The sequence below is a fragment of the Leucobacter holotrichiae genome (assembly GCF_055791005.1).
The window spans coordinates 125,520-140,805 of the sequence record NZ_JBVUAC010000001.1 but is presented as its reverse complement, the minus strand read 5'-3'; the positions used below and the strand labels follow the sequence as shown (position 1 = coordinate 140,805).

Sequence of the window (15,286 nt, the reverse complement as noted above, 5' to 3'; positions counted from 1 at the left end):
ATCAGGCCTCGGCCTGCTCGAGTTCGATCTGGGAGACCGTCACCGCATCGACGTCGGCGGCCTCGATCCGCAGCTCCGAGATGCGTCCCACCGCGGCCAGGTCGTCGGCCGCGAGGGCGAGGCGATCCCGAACGTCGGCGGGCGCCTGCACCACGGCGAGCGTCACCGGGGTGCGCTGCGACGCCTTGGCGGCGGTCTTCGCACCGCGCACGCCGACGAGTGCACCGCCCACGAGGCTCAGCAGACCCGCATCGGCGTCATCTCCGGCGAGGAGGGTGGCCTCGTCCGCGATGGGCCAGGCCGCGCGGTGCACCGAGCCCTCGCCGAACCACGACCAGACCTCCTCTGCGGCGTAGGGCAGGAACGGCGCGAGCAGGCGCACGAACACCGAGAGCGCGGCGCGCAGGGCGGTCACGGCCGAGGCCTGAGCCTGTCCCTCGCCGTTGTGAGCGCGCTCCTTCACGAGCTCGAGGTAGTCGTCGCAGAACGTCCAGAAGAACGACTCGGTCAGCTCGAGCGCGCGTGCGTGGTCGTAGGCCTCGAAGGCCCGGGTGGCGCCCTCGATGACCCCCGCGAGTCCGGCGAGCATCGAGCGGTCGATCGCCTCGGTCACGGCGCCGCCATCAGCGGAGTCGGCGCCGGACGCGTCAAACGAGAGCGTGAACTTGGCGGCGTTGAGCAGCTTGATGGCGAGGCGGCGGCCGATCTTGATCTGGGTGGGGTTCTGCGGATCGAACGCCGCGTCCGTGCCGAGCTTCGCCGAGGCGGCCCAGTACCGCACCGCATCGGAGCCGTGCTGCTCGAGCAGGCCCGCGGGGGTGACCACGTTGCCCTTCGACTTCGACATCTTCTTGCGGTCGGGGTCGAGGATCCAGCCCGAGATACCGGCGTTCTGCCACGGCAGCCGCCCCTCCTCGAGCTCGGAGCGCAGCAGCGTCGAGAACAGCCAGGTGCGGATGATGTCCTGGCCCTGCGGGCGCAGACTGTACGGGTAGACGAGGTCGAAGAGCTCGGGATCCCGCTCCCAGCCGCCCGCCAGCTGCGGGGTGAGCGACGAGGTCGCCCAGGTGTCCATCACGTCGACCTCGCCCTGGAAGCCGCCGGGCACGCCGCGCTGCTCCTCCGAGTACCCCGCGGGAGCATCGCTCGAGGGGTCGACGGGCAGCTGGTCCTCCGTCGGGAGGATCGGCTGATCGAACACCGGGTTGCCCTCGGAGTCGAGCGGATACCAGACGGGGATCGGCACGCCGAAGAAGCGCTGGCGCGAGATCAACCAGTCGCCCGACAGGCCCTCGACCCAGTTCTCGTAGCGCACCCGCATGAAGTCGGGGTGCCAGTCGAGCTCGCGGCCGTGCGCCAGCAGGCGCTCGCGCAGATCCTCGTCGCGCGCGCCGTTCTTGATGTACCACTGACGGGTCGAGACGATCTCGAGCGGCTTGTCGCCCTTCTCGAAGAACTTCACGGGGTGGCTGATCTTGCGGATCTCGCCCACCAGCTCGCCCGAGGCCGTGAGCGCCTCGACCACCGCGGCCTTCGCGCTGAACACGGTCTTGCCCGCGATCTGCGCGTAGGCCTCGCGACCGCGCTCGCTCTGGATCGCTTCAGGGGCCTCGGAGATCACACGACCGTCGAAGCCGAGGATCGCGCGGTTCGGCAGATCGAGCTCGCGCCACCAGATGACATCGGTGACGTCGCCGAAGGTGCAGATCATGGCGATGCCGGTGCCCTTGTCCTGCTGGGCGAGGTGGTGGGCCACGACGGGCACCTCGACGTCGAACAGCGGGGTGCGCACGGTCGTGCCGAAGAGCGGCTGATAACGCTCGTCGTCGGGGTGCGCCACGAGTGCGACGCAGGCGGCCAGCAGCTCGGGGCGGGTGGTGTCGATGAGAATGTCGCCGGATCCGTCGGACTTGTGGAACGCGAGCGTGTGGTACGCGCTCGGCTGCTCACGATCCTCGAGCTCGGCCTGCGCCACCGCCGTGCGGAAGGTCACGTCCCACAGCGTGGGGGCCTGCGCCTGGTAGGCCTCGCCGCGCTCGACATTGCGGATGAACGCGAGCTGCGAGGCGCGCAGCGACTCGTCCCCGATGGTGCGGTAGGTCTGCGTCCAGTCGACCGAGAGGCCGAGCGTACGCCACAGATCCTCGAACTGCTTCTCGTCCTCGACCGTGAGCCGCTCGCACAGCTCGATGAAGTTGCGGCGCGAGACGGGCTGCTGATCCGCCGCCTTGATGCTCTTGCCGTCGCCGCCCTCGTGCGGGGGCACGAAATCCTCGACGTAGGGGAGCGAAGGATCGCAGCGCACGCCGTAGTAGTTCTGCACGCGGCGCTCGGTCGGCAGGCCGTTGTCGTCCCAGCCCATCGGGTAGAAGACGCGCTTACCCTGCATGCGCTGGTAGCGGGCGACGGCGTCGGTGTGCGTGTACGAGAACACGTGGCCGACGTGCAGCGATCCCGACGCGGTGGGCGGGGGAGTGTCGATGCTGTAGACCTCGGCCCGCTCGGCACCCTCGCGGTCGAAGCGGTACGTTCCCTGCTCCTCCCATACCTGACCCCACTTGGCTTCGAGGCCTTCGAGTTTGGGCTTGTCGGGGATCGCGCTCATGCAGGGCTCCGTCTTCGATATAGGCGGCACCGTGTCAGTGCGCCGCCCGAACGGGCGACCCTGGTGCCTGAATGGTCATCCCGTCCATCCTAGCGCGACGCGCCGGAGCGCGCCGGGACCGACACCCGCCGTGAAGGGGGTCTACTCTGAGCATGGAGCGGCCTCCGCGCCGCGTGAATCAGCGTCGATTCGGAAGGAAGAGACCATCGTGAGTTCCAATACCCCGCGGGAGCATCTCGCCGACAATGAGCACCTCTCCGTGCTCGGCTACGAGGGCGAGTTCGATCGCTCGATGAGCCTGTGGGCCAACTTCGCCCTCGGCTTCACCTACCTCTCGCCGCTTGTCGGCGTCTACTCGCTCTTCGCGGTCGCGCTGTCGACGGGCGGACCGCCCTCGATCTGGTGGATCGTGATCGTCGCCTGCGGGCAGTTGCTCGTCTCCCTGGTGTTCGGCGAGGTCGTCTCGCAGTACCCGATCCACGGCGGCATCTATCCGTGGGCGAGACGCCTCTGGGGCAGGCGCTACGCCTGGATGGCGGCGTGGGTGTACATCTGGGCGATGATCGTCACCATCACCTCCGTCGCCGAGTTCGGCGCCGGCTTCGTGGCGAGCCTCTTCGGCATCGAGCTGACCGCCAACTCCACGCTCGTCATCTCGCTCGGTCTGCTGCTGCTCGCGCTGCTCATCAACTTCACCGGCACAAAGTGGCTCGCGCGCATCGCCAGGCTGGGCCTGTTCGCCGAGCTCATCGGCGTGATCGGGGTGGGCCTGTACCTGCTGATCTTCCAGCGACACCACGGCTTCGGCGTCTTCTTCGACACCATGGGCACGGCCGGCGAGGGCTCGTACGTCCCGGTCTTCCTGGCCTCGGCGATCGCCGGGCTCTTCCTCTTCTACGGCTTCGAAGCCTGCGGCGACGTCGCCGAGGAGGTTTCGGATCCGGCGCGGCGGATCCCGCGCGCCATGTTGATGACCATCGTGGTCGGCGCGGTCTCGGCTCTGTTCTCCTTCGCGGGGTACGTGCTGGCGGCCCCGAACCTCGAGGCGATCGTCGCGGGAGAGGAGGGCGATCCGATCCCGGCGATCCTCGAGGCCAGCCTCGGCACCGTCGGCGCCAAGATCTTCCTCGTGATCGCGGTGCTCGCCTTCATCTCCTGCGTGCTGAGCCTGCAGGCCGCCGCGAGCCGCCTGCTCTTCTCCTTCGCGCGCGACGGCATGATCCCTGGTCACCGCTGGCTGTCGAAGGTGACGGAGGGCAGTCGCGTCCCGGCCAACGCGCTCATCGTCGCGTGCACGGTGCCCGCCCTCATCTGCGTGCTGATCTGGCTGAACGACGGAATCCTGGTCGCCGTGACCTCCTTCGCCATCCTCGGGATCTATCTCGCGTTCCAGATGGTGGTGCTGGCGGCGCTGCGACAGCGCTTCAAGGGGTGGCGCCCGGCCGGCCCGTTCAGCCTCAGTACCGTCGGAGCAGTGGTGAACGTCGTCGCCCTCGCGTACGGGGTCTTCGCGATGGTGCTGCTCGCCGTGCCGGGCAGCAGCGGTTCGTTCGTGTCCGACTACATCGTGCACATCGGGCTCGTCGTGGTGCTCGCCACGGGCCTGCTCTACCTCTTCATCGCGCGCCCAGACCGCAAGTCGACCGCGCCCCAGGGCGACGCGGTCGCGGTCGCGGAGGAGATCCGCACGCGCACGGGGCAGCATCGGGTGTAGCCGGGGAGCGCGGGGCGGGATCCTGATCGACTCGGGAACCGATCCGGTTCCTGGCCGGCCCGGGAACGATCCTGATCCGGATCGACTCGGGATCCGATCCCGCCTCGCGGCGCCCTCAGCGCCGCGAGCGCGTCACTCCGCCAGGTCGACGCCGATCAGCGTCTCGTTCAGCGCGGGGTCACCGCCGGGCTCGGGCTCCGTCAGGTACTGCTCCCACGAGATGCCGGCGGGAGCGAGGCCCTGATCGGAGATCCAGGCGAAGAGGTGCTCGTAAGCGGCCGAGAGCCGCGCGTAGTCGCCCTTGACGAGCAGCGTGGCCGCCCGACACGCGGGCAGGGTCTCGGCCCCGACCTCGCCGTCGGGCTCGAACGGCTGCGCGACCGGTACGGCGACCGAGAGGTCGAGCCCGGAGCTCGGCGCACCGTGCATCACGCCCATGGGGGCCGCAGCGGGAGCGATACCCGCTCGCGACAGTGCCCCGAAGATCGCCGGGTAGGCACGGTCGTAGAGCTGCGGGATCGCATCGAATGCGACTGTCTCGCGCACGACCGCGAGGTGCCGCTCGGGGCGGTCGACGATCTCGGGGGACGGGAACTGCTCGGTCATGGATTCTCCTCTGCTCGGGTTCTCCGCGCGCAGCCCCGCATCGGCCGCGACACTGCGTCATGCCCGATCCTACGCACTGCAGAGCGAAAGATACTGGCGACGGCGCGTAACTGTCCCGCGGTAAGGCACGTAACTGTCCCGCGGTAAACAGCGACAGCGACATCGTTTAACGATGCTTTCATATCGATAAACAATATAGACTGGACGCATGAACCGATTCACCACCACCACCGTCAAGGTGCTGATCGTGCTGCTCTCGCTCATCGTCCTGATCTTCATCGGGCTGCTCATGCCGAGCCTGTTCTTCGAGAGCGAGGGGCTGCTCGGCGAACCGCCCGTCGTCTCCCAGGTACTGCTCTGGGTCTGCGTCGAGGGCTTCCTCCTGTGCGCGCTCTTCCTGCTCGCCTGCACCTGGCGGCTCGTCTCGCTCGCGGCAGCCGACCGCATCTTCGACGAGCGTGCGTTCCGCTGGGTGAATGCGGCGCTCGGCTCTATCGCGGTCGCCACCGCGCTCGACGTCATCGCAACCCTGATCGTGCTGTTCCAGCAGAGCGAGTCTCCCGGCGCGATGGTCATCGTCGTCGGCGTCACCGGCGCGCTCATCGGCAGCGGTCTCGCACTCGTGGTGCTCGTGATGCGTGCGCTGCTCAAGCAGGCGACGGGCCTGAAACGCGAACTCGAGGAGGTGGTCTGATGGCCATCCGCATCGACCTCGATGTGCAGCTCGCGAAGAAGAAGATGGGGGTGGCCGAGCTCGCGGAGGCGATCGGCATCACCCCCGCCAACGTGTCCATCCTCAAGAACGGTCGGGCGAAGGCCGTGCGCTTCAGTACGCTCGACGCGATCTGCCGCGTGCTCGACTGTCAGCCGGGGGACATCCTGAGCCGGGTACCCGATGAGGAGTGACGACGACCGAGCACCGACGACCGAGGAGCACTTCGGAGACCCCCGCCGATGGGACGCACGCGGGCCCGGCCGCCGAAGCGACCGGGCCCGCGTGATTCTCGGGATTGCTCGACGAGGAGGTTACTCGGTGAGCAGGCCGGGGAACGCGTCGGGGTTCTCCGCGATCCACGCGTCGACGGCACCCTCGGGATCGCCCTCGTACTCGTCACCGGTCACGAGGCCCTCGAGAGAATCGTAGGCCTCGTCGCTCAGCTCGATGCCCGCGATGAACTCCGCGGCCTCGGGGAACTCGGCCTTGAAGCCGTCCTTGCCGAGGAAGTGCAGGCCCTCCGGCTCGCCCATCGCGCCCTTCGGATCCTCGAGATCCTTCAGCGAGAACGCGCTGTTCGCCCAGAACGGGCGCCACGACGTGACGACGATGTCCTCCTCGTTGGCGGTGGCCTCCTGCAGCGACGCGAGCATGGCCGCGGTCGACGAGGTGACGAGCTCGTACTCGCCGTCGAGCCCGTACTCGGGCATCGCGGTCTCCTGCGTCTGCTTGGTGAGGCCGGCGCCGGGCTCGATGCCCATGATCTGGCCGCCGAAGCGATCGCTCTGTCCGACGAGATCCTCGATCGAGTTCACGTCCTCCATGTAGTCGGGCACCGCGAGCGTCAGCACGGCCCCGCCGTAGTAGGTGCCGATGTCCTCGATGCTGTCACCGAACTGCTCCATGTAGTCGGCGTGGGTGGCCTCCGACCAGGCCGAGGGGTACATGTCGAAGTCGCCGCCCGCGAGACCCGCGTAGAGCACGCTGACCTCGGTCTGCTCGTCGAGCTCGACGTCGTAGCCGAGCTTGCCGAGCTGGTCCTCGAGCAGGTAGGCGGTGCTGAGACCATCGGTCCAGCTGGGGAGGAAGCCGAGCTTGATGGTGCCCGAGGCACCCGGCGCGTTCCCCTCGTCAGTGCCCTCGGCGTCGCCGCCACCGTTCGAGCAGCCGGCGAGCGCGAGGCTCGCGACCGCTCCGAGTGCGAGCAGTCCGGTGAGCTTCTTCTTCATCATCTTCTTCATTCCTTTCTCTCCCGCGCACGGAGCCGTGGCGGGTGGGATTCGGTCTTCGATCAGGTCTGGTGCCGCGTGAAGCGGGCGCTACATCCCCGGGGAGGGGTGCAGCGCGGCTCCGGCCTTCTGCGCGTCGTCCCGGGCCTGCGAGGCCGGGTCGCCCGAGCCTCCCTGCCCCCTCGCCCGCTGGGTGCGCCGCTTGCGCAGGCCGCCCAGCAGCGACGACTTGAAGTCGCCGGGGTTGCCGAGCGCCGCGGTGATCCGGTCGAGGAACACGGCGAGGAACACCACGCTGAGGCCCGCCTCGACGCCCAGCGCGATGTCCAGCGTCGAGATCGCCGAGACGACCTCCTTGCCGAGGCCGTTCGCGCCGGCCATGCCTGCCACGACCGCCATCGACAGCGCGAGCATGATGACCTGGTTGATGCCCGCCAGGATGGTCGGTGTGGCGAGAGGCAGCTGGATGCCGCGCAGGATCTTGCCGGGCGTCGCGCCGAACGCGTAACCCGCCTCGACGGTCTCGGAGTCGACTCCGCGGATCCCGAGCTCGGTGAAGCGCACCCCGGGCGGCAGCGAGAACAGCACGGTGGCGAAGACGCCGGGCACGAAGCCCACGCTGAAGAAGATCACCGCGGGGATCAGATAGACGAAGGCGGGCATCGTCTGCATGAAGTCGAGCACGGGCCGCAGGATCGCGCTGAAGGTGTCGTTGCGTGCGGCGAGGATGCCGAGCGGCACCGCGATCACCACCGCGATCAGCGCGGCGATCAGCACGAGCGCCAGCGTCAGCATCGCGTTCTCCCACTGGTCCACGCTGACGATCAGCAGCATGGTGACGACGGTGCCGATGGCGAACTGCCACGAGCGCACCAGCCACGCGAGCAAGGCGAAGATCAGGATCAGCGCGGGGAACGGCACGGCCACGAGAACGTCGCCGAGCCCCTCGACCAGCCATTTCACAACGATCGTCACGATGTCGAGCAGCCAGTCGAAGCTCGCCTTGAACCAGTCGAGGGCGTCGGCGGCCCAGCGACCGATCGGGAAGTGGAAGCCCTCCATCAGCGCACCTCCTCGTTCTCGACGGCCTCGGTTCCGACGGCATCACCCTCGGGCCCCTTCGCGAGCGTCGCGGTGATCATCGCGGCGGGAACATCCGGCGTCGGTTCGATGACGGGGATCTCCGTGGTGGTGGCCGGGATATCCGCGAGTGCCGCCAGCAGGGTCACGCGGGGCACGACACCGATGAGGCGATCCTCGTCGTCCGTCACGGCCACGGGGAGCGGACTCTCGACCGCGAGCTCGAAGAGATCGGCGATGAGCTGGTCCTTCTTCACGATGGACGGCGTGGGCCGCAGGCGCTCGGTGAGGTCGGTGCCTCCCTCGCGCACCTGCCGGAGCACGTCCTTGTCGCGCACGACGCCCAGGAGCTTGCGCCCGGCGGTCGTCACGAAGCAGGCCGAGGTCTGGAGATCACGCATGGTGCGGAGCGCCGTGCGCGGCCCCGCCGAGGCGAAGACCACGGCGTGCGGCGGCTCCATGACGTCGCCGGCCGTGAGCACACGAGCGCGATCCACGTCCTGCACGAACTGCGCCACGTAGTCGTTCGCCGGATCCGTGAGGATGTCGTTCGGCGTGCCGACCTGCACGATCCGTCCGTCGCGCATGACGGCGATGCGATCGCCCAGGAACATCGCCTCGTTGAGGTCGTGCGTGATGAACACGATCGTCTTGTTGAGCTCCTGCTGCAGTTCGATGAGCTGCTCCTGCATCTCACGGCGGATGAGCGGATCGAGCGCCGAGAAGGCCTCGTCCATGAGCAGCACGTCGGTGTCGGCCGCGAACGCGCGGGCGATTCCCACGCGCTGCTGCATGCCTCCCGAGAGCTCGCCGGGGAAGTGGTCCTCCCAGCCGGAGAGACCGACGCGGTCGAGCCACGACTTGGCTCGTTCGCGACGCTCGGCCGGTGCGACGCCCTGCAATTCGAGTCCGTACGCGACGTTGTCGAGCACGGTGCGGTGGGGGAGCAGCGCGAAGTGCTGGAAGACCATCGACATGCGATCGCGGCGCAGCTCTCGCAGCTCGGCCGCGCTGCGACCGACGACCTCGCTGCCGAAGACGGTGATCGAGCCGTCGGAGGTCGGGTTCAAGCCGTTGAGCATGCGGATGAGCGTCGACTTACCCGAACCGGAGAGACCCATGACGACGAAGATCTCGCCTGGGCGCACCGCGAAGTCGGCGTCGATCACGGCGGCCGTGCCGAGGGTGCGAAGCTCGTCACGAGCCGCTCCCTCCTTGAGGCGCCGCACCGCTTCCTTCTCCTTACGTCCGAAGACCTTGTAAGCGTGCTTCACCTCGATGGCGTATCCCGCCTCGCCGTTCGGTGAGGGGGATTGTTCGATTGTGGGGTTCACTTGTTCAACTCCTCGAGTCGCGGAGGCGTTCGGCTGGTACTCCGAAACCGCCCGGTCCGGCCCCGCGGTTGCGGCAGCACTGAATCCGGGCCTCCCGACAGGCCGGTTATCGTATTGCGGAAATGCGGATCGGCCACCTGCCACCGCATCCACCCCGGTCCGCCGTAGCTCGGCGGAATTTCGGTCCGGGGGATGCGATGAGCGGCATCTGATGAGCACTCAACGCTGATCCGACGCTAACAACGTCGCAGCGCAAGTTGCAAGGCGAGCGACGGGCCCCGACCGATCCGAATGCCGCCTTACTTCGACCCGACCAGGGGTTTTAGCCCATCTGCATCGTTATATGGACGTTACATAGGAAGCTCGGCGGCGGAGCGTGCGGTAGACTTCTCTGCATCGACTGCGATCCGGCCATCACCGGTGAGTCTTCGGAAGAACGGCGCGTACCCCCGGGTTCGCGCTCATTAGAACCGAACGGGTACGGCCCGTCACAGCCGAAAGAAGAGGCCTGCGCTCGCCCGTCGAGGGTGCGCACACGGCAAGCGGGGTGGTACCGCGGGTTCCGGGATCCAGCATTCCGAGGCTCGTCCCGGCACTGACACACCGCCCTTCCGATCCCATGACCACGAATGTCCGTGGTTCCGATCAGACTGGCGGCAGACAGACCGAGAAGCCAGGAGCGAGCAATGCCCTACCCCCAGCAGTCGACCGGAACGCCCCAGGGGCCCTCGTCACCCTCGGGCGAGCAGACCAGCGCCTTCGGAGTGAGCCCTTCGCCCCGGTTCCCCGAGATCGAGCGTCAGGTGCTCGCATTCTGGAAGGACGACGACACCTTCCGGGAGTCGATCCGCCGCCGGGACGGTCAAGAGGAGTGGGTGTTCAATGACGGCCCCCCGTTCGCGAACGGCCTGCCGCACTACGGTCACCTGCTCACGGGCTATGCGAAGGACGTCTTCCCGAGGTTCCAGACGATGCGGGGCAAGAAGGTCGAGCGTCGCTTCGGCTGGGATACCCACGGCCTGCCCGCCGAGCTCGAGGCGATGAAGCAGCTCGGCATCACCGAGAAGGCGCAGATCGAGGAGATGGGCGTCGCCGCGTTCAATGAGAAGGCGCGCGAGTCGGTGCTGCAGTACACCCGGGAGTGGGAGGAGTACGTCACCCGCCAGGCGCGCTGGGTCGACTTCGAGAACGACTACAAGACGCTCAATCTCAGCTACATGGAGAGCGTAATCTGGGCGTTCAAGCAGCTCTACGACCGGGGCCTCGCGTACGAGGGCTCGCGCATCCTGCCCTATTGCTGGCGCGACGAGACGCCCCTGTCGAACCACGAGCTGCGCATGGACGACGACGTCTACCAGATGCGCCAGGATCCCTCCGTCACCGTCACGTTCCCGCTGAGCGGTGACCGGGCGGCCGAGCTCGGTCTCGAGGGCGTGCGCGCCCTCGCCTGGACCACGACCCCCTGGACCCTTCCCACCAACCTCGCGCTCGCGGTCGGCCCGGATATCGAGTACGCGGTGGTGCCGGCCGGTCCGCTCGGCGCGGCCGACGGCGCGGAGCCCGGCGCTGCGGCGTACCTGCTCGCCGCCGACCTCCTCGGCGGCTACGCCAAGGATCTCGGTTATGAATCGGCCGATGCCGCCCGAGTGGCCGCGACCCGCACGATCACCGGCGGCGAACTCTCCGGGGTGCGGTACGAGCGCGTGTTCGACTACTACGCCGACGTCGAGGTCTGGGGCACCGAGAACGCCTGGCAGATCCTGGTCGACGACTACGTCTCGACCGCCGACGGCACCGGCATCGTGCACCAGGCATCCGCGTACGGCGAGGACGACATGCGGATCACCGGCGCCGCCGGCATCCCCGTCATCGTGAGCGTGGATGACGGGGGCCGCTTCCTGAACGCCGTCACCGACGTCGCGGGGGAGCTCTGGATGGACGCGAACCGTCCGCTGATCCGTCTCATGCGCGAGCGCGGCCGGCTGCTGCGCGAGGCCAGCTACGAGCACTCGTACCCGCACTGCTGGCGCTGCCGCAATCCGCTCATCTACAAGGCCGTCTCGAGCTGGTTCGTGCGGGTCACCGAGCTCAAGCAGCGCATGCTCGAGACCAACGAGCAGATCACCTGGGTACCCGAGAACGTCAAGCACGGGCAGTTCGGCAAGTGGCTCGAGGGGGCTCGCGACTGGTCGATCAGCCGCAACCGCTTCTGGGGCAGCCCCATTCCCGTGTGGAAGAGCGACGATCCCGAGCACCCCCGCGTCGACGTCTACGGGTCGGTCGCGGAGCTCGAGCGCGATTTCGGCGAGCTGCCGAGGAACGCGGCGGGCGAGGTCGACCTCCACCGTCCGTACATCGATTCGCTGACCAGGCCCAACCCCGACGATCCCACGGGCAAGTCGACGATGCGCCGCATCGAGGACGTGCTCGACGTGTGGTTCGACTCCGCCTCGATGCCGTTCGCGCAGGTGCACTATCCGTTCGAGAACCAGGAGTGGTTCGACACGCACCAGCCGGCCGACTTCATCGTCGAGTACATCGGGCAGACGCGCGGCTGGTTCTACGTGCAGCACGTGCTCGCCACCGCGCTCTTCGACCGACCGGCGTTCAAGAACGTGGTGAGCCACGGCATCGTGCTCGGCAGCGACGGCAACAAGATGTCGAAGAGCCTGCGCAACTACCCCGACGTGAACGAGGTGTTCGACCGCGACGGATCGGACGCGATGCGCTGGTTCCTCATGGCCTCGCCGGTCGTGCGGGGCGGCAACCTCGTCGTCACCGAAGAGGGCATTCGCGAGGGCGTGCGCCAGTTCATCCTGCCGCTGTGGAGCACCTGGTACTTCTTCAGCCTCTACGCCAACGCCGACGGCGTGATGGGGGAGTGGCGCACCGACTCGACGGATCCGCTCGACCGTTACATCCTCGCCAAGACCGGCCGGCTCGTGCGCGACGTCGAAGCGCATCTCGACGCTCTCGACACGACCTCGGCCGCTGAGACCCTGCGCTCGTACGCGGAGGTGCTCACCAACTGGTACGTGCGGCGCTCGCGCGACCGCTTCTGGGAGGGCACGACCGGGGAGAACGGCAAGCCGGGCAACCGACAGGCCTTCGACACGCTCTACACCGTGCTCGAGACCGTCGCGCGCGTCGCCGCGCCGATGGCGCCGCTCGTGACCGAGGAGCTGTGGCGCGGCCTCACCGGGGGCCGCTCCGTGCATCTCGAGGACTGGCCCTCTGCCGACGCGTTCCCCGACCCCTCGGACCCGGCCGTCGACGAGCTCGTCGCCGCGATGGACGAGGTGCGCCAGATCACCTCGCAGGCCCTCGCGCTGCGCAAGGCGCGCCGTCTGCGGGTGCGCCTGCCGCTCGCCGAGCTCACGGTCGTCACCGCGAGGCCGGAGGCGCTGCGGCCGTTCGCCGACATCCTGCGCGAGGAACTCAACGTCAAGGCCGTGCGGCTCGTGCAGCAGACCGAGACGAGCGCCGAGGAGCACGGCATCGTGCAGACCCTCGCGGTGAACGCGCGCGCCGCAGGCCCCCGCCTCGGCAAGCAGGTGCAGCAGGCGATCAAGGCCGCGAAGTCGGGCGACTGGTCGGAGCAGGACGGTGTGATCTTCGCCGGCGGGATCGCGCTCGAGCCGCACGAGTACGAGTTGACCCTCAGCGCGGGAGACGGCGGCGCGAGCGGTGCCGACGGCCCGGCGCTCGCGCTGATCCCCGGCGGCGGCTTCGTGCTGCTCTCCACCGAGACGACGCCCGAGCTCGAGGCGGAGGGCGTGGCGCGCGACGCGATCCGCGCCGTGCAGGAGGCGCGCAAGAACGCGGGCCTCGAGGTGAGCGACCGCATCGTGCTCGCGCTGAACGCCTCGCCCGAGCACGCGGCGTCGCTGGAGGCGCACGCCGAGCTGATCGCGGGGGAGACCCTGGCTGAGGGCTTCGCCGCCGCGGCACTGCCTGACGACGAGTTCGCCGCGCTTCCCGCAACGGGCCCCGGCGTCTTCATGTCTCGTGCAGATGCTCTCGGCACAGGCAAGGATCCGCTCGTCATCACGATCGACGCCACCCAGCACGGGAAGCAGGCCTCAGAGTGAATCCGGCGAACTCCGGCGCCGCAGCGCGCGTCTACGAGCAGCTGCTCGCCCGCGTCGGCGAGGCGAATCCGCGACCGCGCATCGAACCGGTGCGTCGGCTCGCCGAGCTCGCAGGGTCTCCGCAGCTGTCGTACCCGGTGATCCAGATCGCGGGCACGAACGGCAAGACCTCCACGAGCCGCGCCATCGAATCGCTGCTGCGCGCTCACGGGCTGCGCACGGGCCTCTTCACGAGCCCGCATCTCGTCGACTTCACGGAGCGGTTCCAGGTCGACGGCGCGCCGATCGACGGCGAGGCGCTCGCGTCGGCCTGGGAGGAGCTGAGGCTGCCCCTCGAGGTGGTCGACGCCGAGCTCGAGGCGGCCGGGCACGGCCCGATCACGTTCTTCGAGGCGCTCGCCGTTCTCGCCTATGCGGCGTTCGCCGACGCGCCGGTCGAGGTCGCGGTCATCGAGGTCGGCATGGGCGGCGAGTGGGACGCGACGAACATCGCGGATGCCCGCGTCGCAGTCTTCACGCCCATCGACCTCGACCACACGGCGATCCTCGGACCCGATATCGAGACCATCGCCCGAACGAAGGCCGGCATCGTGAAGCGCGGCAGCACGGTCGTCTCAGCCGAACAGGATCCGGCCGCCCTCGCCGAGCTCGAGGCCGCGGCCGAGCGCGCGGGTTCGCCGCTCGCGGTGCAGGGTCGCGATTTCCACCTCACGGAGGATCGGGTGGCGGTCGGCGGGCGCCAGGTCGAGGTCGTCGGGCTCACCGGACGACCCTACGACCCCGCCTTCGTGCCGCTCTTCGGACGTCATCAGGCAGAGAACGTGACGCTCGCCGTCGCGGCGGTCGAGGCGTTCTTCGGCGCCGAGCGCCCGCTCCCCGAGGAGGTGCTCGACGAGGGCTTCGGCCAGCTCACCTCGCCGGGCAGGCTGCAGCTCATCGGCGCCGATCCCGTCATCTACGTCGATGCGGCCCACAACCCGCACGGGGCGGAGGCCCTCGTCAGAGCCGTCACCGAATCGTTCGGCTTCGAGGAGCTGGGGCTCGTCGTCGGCGTGCTCGAGGAGAAGGACGCGCACGGCCTGCTGCGGGCTCTCGCCCCCATCGCCCACCGCGTCACCATCACCAGAGTCGACTCGCCGCGCTCCACCGATATCGCAGAACTCCGCGGGATCGCGGAGGACGCGATCCCGGACACCCCCGTGGAGGTCGCCGAATCGCTGCCCGAGGCGCTGGACGAGGCCCGTGCGTGGGCCGTGCGAGCCGAGGGCCGGGCGGTGCTCGTGGTCGGATCCGTACTGCTCGCGGGCGAAGCCATCGCGCACGCCCGCGCCGAAGAATGGGGGATCGCGTGAGCCACGAGAACACCGACGACGAGCTCAAGCTCTCGCCGTCCGAGACCATGGCCCACAACTCGGCGATGCGCATCTCGGGAGCGCGCCGGGGTGCGCAGTCCACGCAGAAGACCCTCGCCTCGATCGTGCTCGGATTCGAGCTCATCATCGTGGTGCTCATCGGGCTCTCGCTGTTCGGCCTCAGCGTGCTCGAGCCCCGCGAACTCGGCCTCTACATCGGCGGCGGACTCGGCCTGCTGATCATCGTCGCTCTGGGCGTGATGCGCGTGGGTCGCACCGGCATCATCCTCGGGTGGGTGGTGCACGGACTCATGCTCGCCACGGCGATCCTGCTGCCCATGGCGCTCATCGTCGGCCTGCTCTTCTCCGGGCTCTGGGTCTACTGCATGGTGAAGGGCGCCGGGATCGACCGCGCACGGCTCGCCTGGTCGGAATCGCGCAGCGATTCCGCGTGATACGGGCGGCGCCACCGCGCCGCGCCGCCCGGCTCGCGGCGCAGCACTAGACTTTTCAGGGGGCGAGATACGCCCCCTCGACGACCCGCTACCGAAGGAGCGTGC

At 68.7% G+C, this 15,286-nt stretch carries 11 protein-coding genes; 6 read left to right on the top strand and 5 right to left on the bottom strand.

Going from position 1 to position 15,286, the window contains the following annotated elements:
• Window position 1: 1 nt before the first annotated feature.
• The gene (valS, locus tag AC0KXF_RS00645; RefSeq protein ID WP_473107377.1) at window positions 2-2,605 is read right to left on the bottom strand and encodes a valine--tRNA ligase; all 2,604 of its coding nucleotides are present in this window, start codon (window positions 2,603-2,605) and stop codon (window positions 2-4) included.
• Between the two features lie 208 nt (window positions 2,606-2,813).
• Here valS and AC0KXF_RS00640 point away from each other — a divergent pair, with 208 nt between their 5' ends.
• Window positions 2,814-4,319 (top strand): APC family permease, encoded by a 1,506-nt coding sequence (locus tag AC0KXF_RS00640; RefSeq protein ID WP_473107376.1) that lies wholly within the window; start codon window positions 2,814-2,816, stop codon window positions 4,317-4,319.
• A gap of 132 nt (window positions 4,320-4,451) precedes the next feature.
• Here AC0KXF_RS00640 and AC0KXF_RS00635 read toward each other — a convergent pair whose 3' ends face one another.
• Window positions 4,452-4,925, bottom strand: coding sequence for a GyrI-like domain-containing protein (locus tag AC0KXF_RS00635; protein ID WP_473107375.1), 474 nt, complete (start codon window positions 4,923-4,925; stop codon window positions 4,452-4,454).
• A 208-nt stretch (window positions 4,926-5,133) separates the two neighbouring features.
• On the opposite strand from AC0KXF_RS00635, the gene AC0KXF_RS00630 reads away from it, so the two are divergent.
• Both AC0KXF_RS00630 and AC0KXF_RS00625 read left to right on the top strand, forming a co-directional pair.
• Window positions 5,134-5,619, top strand: coding sequence for a DUF2975 domain-containing protein (locus AC0KXF_RS00630; protein WP_473107374.1), 486 nt, complete (start codon window positions 5,134-5,136; stop codon window positions 5,617-5,619).
• Window positions 5,619-5,831 carry a helix-turn-helix domain-containing protein gene (locus AC0KXF_RS00625; protein WP_473107373.1) on the top strand — a complete coding sequence of 71 codons (213 nt, stop codon included), beginning with the start codon at window positions 5,619-5,621 and terminating at the stop codon, window positions 5,829-5,831. Before AC0KXF_RS00630 ends, AC0KXF_RS00625 begins: the two co-directional genes overlap by 1 nt.
• 120 nt (window positions 5,832-5,951) lie before the next feature.
• Here AC0KXF_RS00625 and AC0KXF_RS00620 read toward each other — a convergent pair whose 3' ends face one another.
• From AC0KXF_RS00620 to AC0KXF_RS00610, 3 genes are all read right to left on the bottom strand, one after another.
• Entirely contained in the window at window positions 5,952-6,872 is a 921-nt protein-coding gene (locus AC0KXF_RS00620; protein ID WP_473107372.1) for a glycine betaine ABC transporter substrate-binding protein, read from the bottom strand.
• 87 nt (window positions 6,873-6,959) lie between these two features.
• Window positions 6,960-7,931 carry an ABC transporter permease gene (locus tag AC0KXF_RS00615; RefSeq protein ID WP_473107371.1) on the bottom strand — a complete coding sequence of 324 codons (972 nt, stop codon included), beginning with the start codon at window positions 7,929-7,931 and terminating at the stop codon, window positions 6,960-6,962.
• The gene (locus tag AC0KXF_RS00610; protein WP_473107370.1) at window positions 7,931-9,283 is read right to left on the bottom strand and encodes a quaternary amine ABC transporter ATP-binding protein; all 1,353 of its coding nucleotides are present in this window, start codon (window positions 9,281-9,283) and stop codon (window positions 7,931-7,933) included. Before AC0KXF_RS00610 ends, AC0KXF_RS00615 begins: the two co-directional genes overlap by 1 nt.
• 686 nt (window positions 9,284-9,969) lie before the next feature.
• Between AC0KXF_RS00610 and ileS the strand changes: the two genes are divergently transcribed.
• The 3 genes from ileS to AC0KXF_RS00595 are packed head-to-tail and all read left to right on the top strand — an operon-like array spanning window position 9,970 to window position 15,181.
• The gene (gene ileS / locus AC0KXF_RS00605; RefSeq protein WP_473107369.1) at window positions 9,970-13,374 is read left to right on the top strand and encodes an isoleucine--tRNA ligase; all 3,405 of its coding nucleotides are present in this window, start codon (window positions 9,970-9,972) and stop codon (window positions 13,372-13,374) included.
• The gene (locus AC0KXF_RS00600; protein ID WP_473107368.1) at window positions 13,371-14,726 is read left to right on the top strand and encodes a bifunctional folylpolyglutamate synthase/dihydrofolate synthase; all 1,356 of its coding nucleotides are present in this window, start codon (window positions 13,371-13,373) and stop codon (window positions 14,724-14,726) included. Before ileS ends, AC0KXF_RS00600 begins: the two co-directional genes overlap by 4 nt.
• Complete coding sequence (locus AC0KXF_RS00595; protein ID WP_473107367.1) at window positions 14,723-15,181, top strand: DUF4233 domain-containing protein; 459 nt, start codon at window positions 14,723-14,725, stop codon at window positions 15,179-15,181. Before AC0KXF_RS00600 ends, AC0KXF_RS00595 begins: the two co-directional genes overlap by 4 nt.
• Window positions 15,182-15,286: the final 105 nt, after the last annotated feature.